Source organism: Barnesiella sp. CU968 (assembly GCF_905219685.1).
Taxonomy (GTDB): Bacteria; Bacteroidota; Bacteroidia; order Bacteroidales; family Muribaculaceae; genus Lepagella; species Lepagella muris_A.
Genome location: NZ_CAJMXD010000052.1, coordinates 1 through 11,403 on the forward strand (window position 1 = coordinate 1; position 11,403 = coordinate 11,403).

An 11,403-nucleotide genomic window follows, 5' to 3' on the forward strand; every position below is an offset into this window, starting at 1 on the left:
AGCCAGCACAAATAGCAAATTGCCATCCAACTCTTGACCTCGAATTTGATTAACACTTTTTAAGAGACACTAGTGTACTCCATCGTCAGTGCCTATTAGTATATGGCCATTGCCGCCATTATACAGGCTTTTAATATTGTTATTTCCAATAAGTGCTATCTTTTCCCAGTTATCATTTGCAGGGGTGTACATGTACAAAGACCCTTCTCCGCCAATATAAATATGTTCCTTATCTTGAGATTCCAATAAGCAATTTGCAAATAAACGGGAGGAAAGTTCAAAGTCATCAGCTTTGACCTTCAACGGTCGAAACATTTCAGCATTAATATCCCAACGAGCTAAACCATTATATGTGCCAACGTATAATATGCCTCTGCTGTCACGCATGATAGAGTAAACCGACTTATGCGGCAACCCTTTGGAATAATCAGTTATAATATTACTGTTTAGATTAAATTTATATATGCCATTTAGACCCCCGACCCAAATATCATCATCGATCAATAGTAAAGATCTGATTTCTTTTGGTGAATCAATGTCAGATTCGATTACTTGCCCCGAGGCATAATCATATGTCAATAATCCATTGTTGCTTCCTATAAAAAGTCGATTATCCTTTTCTACAATAGAATAAACTTGGGTCCCGAAAATCTCAGTTTCTCCAACAGGATGTGTCGTGATACCGTCATAAAAATACAAACCACTGTTCGTTCCAAGCCACATAATTCCTCTACTATCCCGGAAGATACAAAACACAGCTGTCTTCTTACCATCAACAGCTACATTTTTCCATGAAAATTCCGGCTCTGGCAACTGAGGTGCTGAGAATGCTTTCCATGGTCCAATCATAGCAAGGATGATGCAAATTATTTTTAGCAACCTTTTTTCCAATGCTTCTGTTCTCATATTTACTGGTGGTATTAAATCCAATTGCAAAGTTACTAATTTTAAGGGATGTAGCGGATTAAATGTCTCATCTTTAAGACAACATTTTGGACAATCAATACAACAAATCGGACTTTCTATTGAATTAATAACCGCTACCATCATCTTATTATCAGATAATGGTAGCGGTTGTATATTGTGGAGATTACTCTTCTCCGAATTTCTTGGCTATTTTCATCCAAGTATCAGATGTCGAGATATTATATGTCCGATCTTGTTGCCAACCATTGATATATTCTTGGCTTGTCCAAGTCGAGTCAGAAAGGAAATAATAGCGTCCGCTCTGGTTCCGGCACAAGTAGGTATCAAAATAATATGTTGAAGAACCCTCTTCTGCTTGTTTCATTGGTATTATTTGCCAATTTCCAAAGCCATCATCGGTAAAGTCTCCTGTTATATAGCCTTTTTTATCGCTTCCGGCTTCCCACATATTAACTTCAAAAGTTACTTTCACATTGTAATCTCCATAAGCTTCCATACCACCATGTTTCAGGAGATTATTATTGAAGTCAAAAAATGCGACGTTTTCCCAATTGGAACCAACGCCCCAAAGTGTTTGATTATTTGCGGATACCCAGAAAGGTTCCCATGCGCTGAATCCAGCTCCACCATTAGCTATAAGAGCCTCTTTTACTTCAATAAGGAAATCTTTTTGAAGCTGTGGACAAGGTGTTTCTGGATAACCCATACACATCTTACTCATGAGATTAATATTGTCATCGTTCCATGCTCGCGTCCATATATGACCGGTTTCTGCTACAAAAAGTCGAACTCCATATGTAGAGTAGAGGCGAGCGGCAAACTCTCCAAGTTGTTCCGGCGTATAATCTTGCCACTGAGGATAATACGAAACTCCGAGCAAGTCGAATGATTTTAGTCCGTATTTCTTATGGTTCGATACCCAATACATCGCATCATTGGGGTTCATGGCAACGTGAAGTATCGTCTGTATATTCTTTCTATTATCAGAATTGAAATCAGCAACGGCTTGAAGGCCCGCATTAAATAATTTTGTATTTCTAACAAAATTTGTAGGTTCAAGGTCAGCATTATCTGCGACCATGATTGATTTGTTAGTCTCATTACCTATTTGAACCAATTCAGGTAAAAGATTTGTGTTCATTAGGTGTGTCAAGGTCTGATATGTGTAATTGTACACGGAATCGGCAAGTATATCAGAATATTTCACTACTGGTCGCCAAGCTTCTGGAACAAGATTTTTCTCCGGATCTGTCCATGAATCTGAATAATGAAAGTCCAAAAGGACGTTTAACCCAGCGGCCTTTGCTCTTCCAATACTCCGTTTCACATCGGATAAAGTGGAATACTGAGTCCATGTTGTGGGATTATGCCAAAGACGGAGACGAACAAGGTTGCCTCCATATTCTTTGAGCATGCGATAAGGGTCAACTTCGTTGCCATTATCGTAATACTTGACTCCTCCATCTTGAAGTTCATTGATATACGAAAGGTCTGCTCCTTGAAGGAAGGGGAGTTCCGATGTAGAACGGCTAAATAGCCCGACTTCTGGTTGGTTGGATTCTATCGGCTGCACATCCTCAATCTGATTTTGGCACGCAATGAATCCAACTGAAAGCACTGTAGCGAAAATCACGAAGAGGATTTTCTTCAAACATTCTGTCTTCATTGGTTAAAAATTTAGGTTTATAAATACATCGCAAAAGTAATATCAATGTTTGTTTAATGGATTGAATAACTGGACGAATAATATTAGAAATTGGAAGTTTGTTGGACTTTGTCCATTTTAATAAGTTGTTTGTCCGATTTATATATTATTGTCATAATACAAAGCAGATATTAAAATCAAGTCAGGCATCAAGTAGTGATACTCGGTGCCTGACTTGGTTATGTTCCGAAAGGTCGGAATGACGGCCTGTTTGGTGTAATTGGCGGACGATAAATCTCTATTGGCTCTGCCACCATTGACTTTTTATTGTCGGTTGCTTGACCGGGAGGTTCAACAACTTTGACGGATTGCTGTTGGGTGTCGGGCTTGACTTCCTCGCCGTCCTTTTCGTCATGTTTAGGTGCTAACTCGGCGGCGATTTTGCGGTCGAGGGCGGCAAGTTCTGATTTGAGTTGCTTCAGCTCGTCCTCCTTGCCCCATGTCTTTGCCATGATGCTTTCGAGGATTGGAACATCAGCTTTGAGCTTGGCGGTGCGTTCCTCGTACTGGGCGATTATGCCGGGGATTTTCTCCAAAGCGTTGACGAAGTTCATGCAGGCGGCATGGGTGTCAGCCATTGCCAACTGACCGTTGTTGTACTTGTATTTGTAATTGCCTTCGACAACAAAACGGTTCTGCACTTTCTCAATACCGTCAGACACCACTCTTTCGGAGATAATGCTGATCGGGAAGCCGTAAACCTCGCCGATACGCTGATACTGACCGTGGGTGTCGGTGCGCTGTGCCAGTCCTTGCAGGTGGATACCCATGTTTTTCTCATCGAAAAGATTGCAGGTGTCAATCGTGAGATTGTTGACAGGGTTGCCCTCCTTGTCACGTTGCACAACCTTGTCATAACGCTCCCAATCCGCTTTCATGCGCTCGATCGCCGCCTCGTTGTTGGCGATGTCATGGGTAATGGTTTGGAGTTTGAACTCGCTGTCGCCACGTCCTTTGTTGAACGACTTACGTTCACTCTCCAACGCCGCTATCCGCTTTTCAAGTTTTGCCTTGTCGAGCAGGTCGGTGTTGCCGGAGAGTATCGCCATGTACTCTGAGAAATTCATGCCGTTCTTCTCGTCCATAGAACCCTCGTCGATAGTTCGCGCTCCCAAAGCACCGCTTTTGAGCTGGGCGATGAAAGTAGCCTTGCAGTGAAGAAGGTTGAACTTGTATGAGTCAAGCGACTTTTCAACCGCATAGATAATCACATCAACCTNATTATCAGCATATAACTTGGCTATCTCATTACCTGCTCGAATGGCTCTNCCATCGCGTTGTGTGAGGTCTGACGGTCGCCACGGTGTATCCAAATGATGGATGCAAACCGCTCTTTTCTGGGCGTTTACTCCAGTACCCAACATCGAAGTTGAGCCGAAAAGCACACGCACATCGCCGTCATTCATAGCCTGAATGACTGCCTTGCGTGACCGCTCAGTCTTACACTCTTGGATAAACCGTATCTCATGCGCCGGAATACCATAATCCTCAATCAACTTTCGCTTAATCTCGGAATAGACATTCCACTCTCCGGGCTTGTAAGTGCCGAGGTCACTGAAAACAAACTGTGTGCCACGTTGAGCGTCATACTTGTGATAGTATTCAGCAATCATCTTGGCGCAGTGTGAAGCCTTGTTGTTCGGATCATCTTCGTATGCCGGAGAAATCATGCGCATATCCAGTGCCATTTTACGGGCATAGTCCGTGGCGATGAGCATCTTTGCCTTTTCCTCGGTTTCCGACAACGGTTCACGCCCCAATATTGTGGCGTCGCCGCTCTTTGCGAACTCCATCAGCTTCTGGATAAAGTCCTCCTGCTGTGGTGTAGGCGGAATGTTGTGCAGTATCTCATTCTTTGCCGGACGGTCAACACCAACATCCTCTGCCGTCTTATAATCGGTTATCTCATTGTAGAAAGCCGCCAGCTCCGGCACTTTGATAAAGTAGCGGAAACGCTCCTTTGCCACGATACTGTTCGTTACGTTAAACTCATAGTCGGTTGTTTTCTTTGCGAATATCGCCGCCCATGCGTCAAAACACCGGATGTCCTGTCTTTCAAGTTCTTTCGGACGCAGATACTTGAACAACAAATACAACTCTGTGAGGGAGTTGGAGATTGTAGTACCCGACAAGAATGTCGCGCCGAGGTCTTTGCCTGTCCGTTCCTGAATGGTGCGTATGGCATAGAGAAGATTGAGCGCACGTTGGGAGCCTTCCGAATTGCCGAGTCCTGCAACACGGTCATGGCGGGTGTTGAACATCAGATTTTTGAACTGATGGCTTTCGTCAACGAAAATGTGGTCTATACCCATTTGCTTGAAATCAACGATGCTGTCCTTGTTCTGCTCCATCTGATATTGGAGCGTTTCAAGTTTGGCGGTCAGGTTCTCCTTGCGCTTGATAAGACCTTTGAGCATACCGCGTGAAACGTCCTTCCCCTGCTGCTTGACAACTTCGAGGTTTTCCTCCACCGAGTCAAGTTCAGCCTGAAGGATCTCCTGCTGAATTTCCGGCGACTGAGGGATTTTGCCGAACTGGTCGTGCGACATAATCACGCAGTCATAGTCATTGTTCTTTATTTGGTTGAAGAAATTGACGCGGTTTTTCGCCTCAAAACTCTTGGCATCGGCGAACAGGATACGGGCGTTGGGATATGCCGCCTGATAGGTCATGGCAATATCGGCAACATTGGCTTTCAGTCCGATAATCATAGGCTTGTGTGCCAATCCCAATCGCTTCATCTCATGCGCTGCCATGCACATTATCAGCGTCTTACCGGTTCCCACCTCGTGGTCGCATATTCCGCCGCCGTTCTGCTTGAGCATCCAAACGCAGTCCTTCTGCGACTGGTATATTGACTTGACATTGCAACGCTCTCCCAACAGTTTCATGTTGATGTCGGGGAATGTCTGGTGTGACCCGTCATAATGCGGACGCACGAAACAGTTGAACTTGCGGTTATACATATCCACAAGCTGCTCCTTGAACTCCGGCGACTGAGCCTCCAGCCAATCGGTAAAGCCATTGCGGATCTCATCAATCTTGGAGTTGGCGAGTTGTATAGCCTCGGCGTCAGGCACTTTTATGTCGTGTCCGTTCTCATCCTGACCGATACACTTCTTGATTTCCGGCACAGTGTTGTGCAGGGCGTGTTTCAACAAGTTCATGCCGTCATAGGTACGATAGTGTCCACGGACGCAATACTCCTCCCATATCTTCATGTTCTTGTGTTGGGCAGTGCAGGAATATTCGTCCATAGAGGGCGTATATGCTATTTTCACATCAGTACCGTAGAGGTTGCTCATATATGCGGAGTATATCCCTGTCGGTATCCATCGCTCTCCGAAATTAAAGTCCAGTTCATCAAATGTAATGCGGCGCGGTGTCGCTTCCTCCAACGCTCTCAAAGACTCCTTTGACAAGTCGATGAACGGCTCAACGCCGTCAAAACCGGGAAAATCCTTGATACGTTCTTCCTCGCGGTCAATCCACGCCTTGACCTCCTCGGCTTTCTGCACCACGTTTCCGGCGATGAAGCGGTCGGCTATTTCATAGTTCGCAACCAACGNATTATAGAAAATGTGTCCGACGAGGCTGTCAATCATCGCGTCCTGCTCCATATCGACAAGACTGCCCATATATTCGAGGTTTACCTCTCCATATTTATTAAGCGACGCTGATAACGCCTCCATAGGTGTATCGACAGAAGTAACTTCGTCAACGGCGAAGGATACCGGGTGGTCGAATATATCAGCCTTGACAAAATGCCCGTTTTCACCACGCTCCAATGCGAGTGCGTCACGGCCGTTGGCGTCCATAAGGATAAACTTGGCGTTCTGCTTTTCGTTGAGGTTGCCGTATCTGTCCACAAACTCATCATAATACTCGTTGAGGTGTTCACGCATATCAGCATTTTCCTCATGCGTTTCAGCCTCGTAATGATAGAGTTGCTGATATGTTTCCGACAGGGTAATATAGAGCATGGCGCGTTTCTCCTGCTCCGGTTTGATTGGGAGTGGAGTGAATATCGCACCATTCTTGCGAACCTCCGAAAGAAAGCCGACCTGACCGTTATCCACGACCATTGAGCCGTTCTGGTGGAAATACTGAATATCCTCGGAAAACTTGCGGGGCGACATATCACGCTCGACGGTTTCCGGCTTTTCAACTTTTGCCACTCTTGGCTGTGGAACAAAATAGCCCTCGGTCTTTTCGATGACAGTGCCATTCTCCGTGATTATCTTTTTCTTGGTAGCTTCCGCTGCCTGTCGTTCAGCTTCCATTTCCGCCATCTGACGGTGGGCTATGCTCATCATCGTTTCGTAGAAGCCGTTGATGGGCGGATTGTCCTCCCAGTTCAGAGAACCGTAAAATTCCAACTCCTTTTCAGATAGCGGGCGGAATTTCTTGGCGGTAGCATCTGAAATTTCAATTTTCGGTGTGGGTTTCGGCTTATCTTCCTCGGTCCTTGGCTGTCGTGGCTGACGCTTCGGTTTCTGCAATGGTTCTAACTCTCCGAAAAGATTATAGGCGAACAGACGCGGGTCGGGATTATCGTTATAGTCGGGCCCACCTTCGGTTTCAATCTCCTGCGGTTGCGGCTTGACTTCCGGTGTTGGTGGTTCAACAGGTTCAGGAGCCGGCTTTGGTTCAACCGTCGGTGGCGGCGTTATAATCTCCGTAGGCTTGTATTCCTTCTTTTGTTTCTGCTTTGGATCTTCAAGTTGCTCACAGATAGCCACACTTTGCCCGGCTCTTACGAGCATGGGGAGATAAGTGTCGAGGGCATGATGCGGAAAACCGGCAAGTTCGATGCTCCCTGCTTTGCCGTTGCGTCGTCGGGTCAGTGTTATATTCAGTATCTCCGACGCTTTCACGGCATCTTCGCCCATCATCTCATAGAAGTCGCCCACACGGAATATCAATATCGCGTCCGGGTGTCGTTTCTTCATCTCCTTGTATTGCGTCATCAACGGAGTTTCAGTAACCTTTGTTACTTTGGGCTTGGGCGCAGGTATCGGTTTTACAGGGTCTGGCGTAGGCGGCTTTATGCCTTGGTTGTTATACAATTCAAGGTTCAGACGCAGACGCAAAGAATCTTCCAACGCATCACGCAAATCTCTTGCTATACCATAGACACCGCCCTCATGTTTGTAGATGATAGCCGGTTTGCCGTATGGGTCAGTGCCAATTTTCGCCTCGGTGCAGATGATATTCTGCGGATATGCCGCAAAATATTTGTTTGTCGGTGCTTTTGTATCACGGTCAACGATTGACTGGATGAAAAATTCCTCATCAGCCGACATTCCTTTCTTACCCGTATGCTTTTGCAGGATAATCAAGTCTGAGCCTGTATCCGTTCCGGCGTTATCGGAGAAAGTGTTGTTTGGCAATCGTACCGCTCCCACAAGGTCAGAGCGTTTCATAAGCTCAATGCGCACGAAGGGGCTGGCGGCGTTCATCACACCCTGCGATGTGATAAAGGCCACAATACCTCCCTCGTGCACCGAGTCCAGTGCTTTGAGAAAGAAATAATTGTGGATAGCCTTTGTTGACTGACGGTAGGCAATCTCCTTGCTTGTGGCATATCGAGGATCGGCGACCGCAAAGTCACCGAAAGGAATATTTGATGCAGCCACATCAAAGTATCCCTCAAAATCAGGGTCAATTTTCTCGAATCCTTTTATCTCGGTGGAGATAGATGGGTGCAGGGCAGATAGAATCTTGCCTGTCAGCAAATCTTTCTCAAAGGCGAGTGCCTCCGTGCCCGGATAGTTCTCATTTTTAAGAAAAGAGTCGATGAAAGCACCTTGCCCGGCAGACGGTTCAAGGAACTTTTTAATCTTAACACCTCTTTCACGCAGTGAAGTGGCAAGCGCATCAATGATAGGTGCAGGAGTATAGAACGCCGTCAATACGGACGCTTTCAGCGAGTCCATGTATGCGGCAAACTCCCGGTCGTCCTTTGAATAGTCGTGAATAAGACGGCGCAGTTCAACCGTAGGCGCAAACAGCTCAATGTCGCTCTTGCTCCACTTGGCGGCATCGGCAAGTTCGTTGGCGTCCTGCAAGATACATTTCAGCCCGCCGAATCCGGCATACTTGCGCAGTATCTCCCTTTCAAGCGCATTTTCCGCGTTGCGATGTTCAACATCAAGGCGCAGGGCAAGCCTTATGGCATTGATGTTGTCGCGCATGGTCTGGAGCCGGTTATAACTCATATCCGTCAAGTATTTCGGATATTTCTCCCAGCAGTTCGGTCAGCATCGGCTGGTGTGTTTCGCGGTCAAGGAAATCGCCGTTGACCTCATAGCGGTCAAGAATGTCATGCACGCTTTTCTTTGTGAGCAGATGCACGGCGAAATCGGGCCAGTATTCTTCAGGCAGCCGTGTCCACAGGCTTTCCTCTATGACGCTGTAAACAATGTCATAGCGGGACACATACAGTCCGGCAAGGAGTGTGCGCATAGCCATTTCCTGTGCCATAACCGGGTCATGACCTTCAAGGCGCAGGGTTACAAACGTGTCGTATGCCTCGTCAACACGGGCATCTACAAATTTCTTATTGGTGTACTGGGGAAAATAATGGTCACGCAGATGACCCAGAAGATAGACGCGGTAGCCGTCCATCTCCCGTAATTCAACATTTTGTTTCATCGGGTTCTTGGAATAGTGGTTTGCCGGCGTCCTATGTGTCTTTCAATGGGATATAAGAAAAGGACACCGGGTATCCCTCCCGATGTCCAACCACTAAATCCAAGTCATAAATTTGAAACAAAAACATTATGACGTTGAATTGAGTGCAAAGTTAACAAATAAATCGGAATCGGGCGGGATAAATGGTGTTAATTTGTGTATGGATCAAGCGGTTCAGGGCTTGTGTGTCGGTTATGCGAAAGCGTCAATCACGCTTTTAACAATAAGGTTGTAGAGTTTTTCCTCGTCGCGGCTGAGGTCGGTGGGGTGTAGCCCGGTGGTTACAATACCGAAGCCGTTGTAGATACATTCTCCATCGCGGAAGTTGCGGAAGTTGTGGCGGCGCGGCATACGGATCCGTCTGGCCTCCTTGCCCCACTTGCTGTTGTAGCGAAGATTTTTCTTGTTTCGGAGCATCAGTTTCCACACGCCGAAAGGAATGGTGTTCTGCACCGTGAACGGATAGGATATAAGTTTCTTCGCGTACAGTGTGTAGGCGGTCTGCATGGTCTTCATGTGGTCGAAGTCCAGCTCAACCGCGGCTTTAAGGAGCATCAGCGGCATATTGAGAAGCGGCTGGCAGTCGGTTATGCGCATGGCATTTTTGTCCATCGTGAGGATAGTGCCGACTTCGGGCGGTTCAACACCGATTCTTTCGGCATCGGCGGTTGACACTTCCACGGGCATTTCCTCCATGATGCAGGCGCCTTTGAGTTCCACATTTTCTTTCGACTTCTCCACCAGACGGTTGTAGATCTCATTGTCGAGCCATTCCTCGTATTCCCTGCGGTTCTGCGGCCCGTGGATTACTCCGTGACGGATTGCCCCCTTTGTGAGAATGGGGAGCCATGCCCTGCGCACTGCCACCGGAACGGCGATGAAATAGTAGAGGTTGAGAAAGTCGAAATCGCCGTATTTCTCTGGTGACATTGCGTTGACGACCGTGTGGCTCATTCCCCAGAGAGCCTTGATTGTGGCGAGCTGTTTCCTGTCCTGCTCGGTTTTCTTGTAGCCAACCAGCTCATCATAGTCGCGCATGGCGAACTTGAAGTTGTGGGCATACACCTGTCGGCTGTTCATTGTCGTGGAGAGCACGAAATTCTCTGACGGGGAGAAGGTCGCCTCTATGACCCCGCCGTTTGTCCATGTCACGGCGTAGCCGTTGCCGAGGTAGTAGCCTTCGTGTTTTTCGTTTGCGCCGATTGCTCTGGCGATGGTGTCAGCCGTGAGTTCATGGTCGGTCACGACTGTTATAAGATTTTTCTGTTTCATATTTATGAATTTTATCGGGTGGATAATTTTGGAGATAGTGGTTTTGCGGCAACAACATCGGGAGTTCCGGACCTCCCTGATGTCATTTCAGCGGATTTTGGTTACAGCTTCGGGCCTTTGGGCTTGCGCTGCTGTTTCGCCTGATTCTCGTCTTTCGGCGCGGTCTGGTATTTCTGGAGCGGTTCGGCAACATGCTTGGTCGCCTCATTCGTCAGTCCGTCATTGTTGACCGCCTTCTGAGTCTTTGACTCTTCAGCGACCTTGACGCGGGGATCGTTGAGTGATGTAGTCGGACGTTGCTTTTCAGGATTGAACTGGAGATAGACGGTGCATTTCTGCCCCTGCTTGTCAACCATGTTTGTCATTTCGACAACCTTGCCGGCAGTGTAGTCAGCCTGCTGTTGCGGCGTCATAGGAACGCCAGCCCATTTTGTGATGGGCTTGATGTTGCCGTCCTTTGTCAGCCACGAGGACTGTTGCTGACCCTGACTGTTTCCCTGCTGCTGGCTCTGCTCCTGTCGTCGCACGCCGCCGGGTACAAACTCGACGCCCTTGCGGTCGGCCGACACTTGCAACACCACATTGTAGGTCTTGCCGTTCTTGTCGGTAATCTGTTTAGGCGGGAGGGCTTTACCCTTCTTCAGTTCGCTTATTTCAGCCATAGTCAGCTTTGTCTGCCCGATGGTGTCCTTGATGAACACGGCCTTTACGGGCACCGACACAATCGTACAACCGTCCGCGATAGCAGGTAAGCCATAAAAAGAAAGCCGTCCNGATNTTNGNNGGCTANTTTTNTGAGGGTT

The 11,403-nt window shown here is 47.3% G+C and carries 6 protein-coding genes; all 6 read right to left on the reverse strand.

The annotated features are described in order from the left end of the window. Positions 1–69 precede the first annotated feature (69 nt). The 6 genes from JX312_RS03645 to JX312_RS03670 all read right to left on the reverse strand — a co-directional run bounded on the left by JX312_RS03645 (position 70) and on the right by JX312_RS03670 (position 11,316). Positions 70–906 (reverse strand): two-component regulator propeller domain-containing protein, encoded by an 837-nt coding sequence (locus tag JX312_RS03645; protein WP_204457105.1) that lies wholly within the window; start codon positions 904–906, stop codon positions 70–72. A 184-nt stretch (positions 907–1,090) separates the two neighbouring features. Beyond that, positions 1,091–2,593: a glycosyl hydrolase 53 family protein gene (locus JX312_RS03650; RefSeq protein ID WP_204457106.1), complete on the reverse strand. Its 1,503-nt coding sequence runs from the start codon at positions 2,591–2,593 to the stop codon at positions 1,091–1,093. A gap of 218 nt (positions 2,594–2,811) precedes the next feature. Further along, positions 2,812–8,853 (reverse strand): helicase-related protein, encoded by a 6,042-nt coding sequence (locus JX312_RS03655; protein ID WP_239653794.1) that lies wholly within the window; start codon positions 8,851–8,853, stop codon positions 2,812–2,814. Next, positions 8,843–9,289 carry a DUF1896 family protein gene (locus tag JX312_RS03660; RefSeq protein WP_107033318.1) on the reverse strand — a complete coding sequence of 149 codons (447 nt, stop codon included), beginning with the start codon at positions 9,287–9,289 and terminating at the stop codon, positions 8,843–8,845. The genes JX312_RS03655 and JX312_RS03660 overlap by 11 nt, the downstream gene beginning before the upstream one ends. A gap of 231 nt (positions 9,290–9,520) precedes the next feature. Beyond that, the gene (locus JX312_RS03665; RefSeq protein WP_107033317.1) at positions 9,521–10,600 is read right to left on the reverse strand and encodes a hypothetical protein; all 1,080 of its coding nucleotides are present in this window, start codon (positions 10,598–10,600) and stop codon (positions 9,521–9,523) included. A gap of 101 nt (positions 10,601–10,701) precedes the next feature. After that, positions 10,702–11,316, reverse strand: coding sequence for a DUF3945 domain-containing protein (locus JX312_RS03670; protein WP_204457107.1), 615 nt, complete (start codon positions 11,314–11,316; stop codon positions 10,702–10,704). Positions 11,317–11,403 lie beyond the last annotated feature (87 nt).

Excerpts from the sequence above, each read along its gene's own strand:
- JX312_RS03645 (WP_204457105.1), bottom strand. The coding sequence starts at position 906 with ATGAGAACAGAAGCATTGGAAAAAAGGTTGCTAAAAATAATTTGCATC.
- JX312_RS03650 (WP_204457106.1), bottom strand. The coding sequence starts at position 2,593 with ATGAAGACAGAATGTTTGAAGAAAATCCTCTTCGTGATTTTCGCTACA.
- JX312_RS03660 (WP_107033318.1), bottom strand. The coding sequence starts at position 9,289 with ATGAAACAAAATGTTGAATTACGGGAGATGGACGGCTACCGCGTCTAT.
- JX312_RS03665 (WP_107033317.1), bottom strand. The coding sequence starts at position 10,600 with ATGAAACAGAAAAATCTTATAACAGTCGTGACCGACCATGAACTCACG.